General features: G+C 74.1%; 1 pseudogene and 1 riboswitch. The pseudogene reads left to right on the top strand.

The features are described 5' to 3' along the window. Positions 1-64: 64 nt before the first annotated feature. Positions 65-150: riboswitch (ZMP/ZTP riboswitch) on the top strand. 38 nt (positions 151-188) lie between these two features. Next, a pseudogene (locus CCN33_RS30285) lies at positions 189-579 on the top strand (glycine hydroxymethyltransferase); the annotation flags it as partial.

Here is a 579-nt window from a genome sequence, read left to right as displayed (position 1 = left end):
CGCCTCCCTGCCCCCGTCCGCTCCTCGGACCGGCCCGCGCCCCTCGCCCACGGCCGGTACGCTGGTCGTGGGCCGTGACTGGCGCGCTGGGATGGGACGGACCATCGGGGAGCGGCCCGGGAGTCAGTGCCGTGCGCCTGGGCCGAACCGAACACGACGACACACCGACGCCCTGTCCGGAGGCCCCCATGCCCGAGAACCCCACCCCGTCCGGCTCCGCCGAGACCACCGCCTACCGCGCCGCGCTCGACGTCATCCGCGCGGTCGAGCCCCGCGTCGCCGACGCGATCGGCCAGGAGGTCCACGACCAGCGCGAGATGCTCAAGCTGATCGCCTCCGAGAACTACGCCTCCCCGGCCACCCTGCTGGCGATGGGCAACTGGTTCAGCGACAAGTACGCCGAGGGCACCGTCGGCCGCCGCTTCTACGCCGGCTGCCGCAACGTCGACACCGTCGAGTCCCTCGCCGCCGAGCACGCCCGCGAGCTCTTCGGCGCCCGGCACGCCTACGTCCAGCCGCACTCCGGCATCGACGCCAACCTGGTCGCCTTCTGGGCCGTCCTCGCCGACCGCGTCGAGG

Origin of the sequence: Streptomyces recifensis (assembly GCF_002154615.1) — a bacterium.
Classification (GTDB): domain Bacteria; phylum Actinomycetota; class Actinomycetes; order Streptomycetales; family Streptomycetaceae; genus Streptomyces; species Streptomyces griseoluteus.
This window is presented reverse-complemented; position numbering and strand designations above follow the sequence as displayed.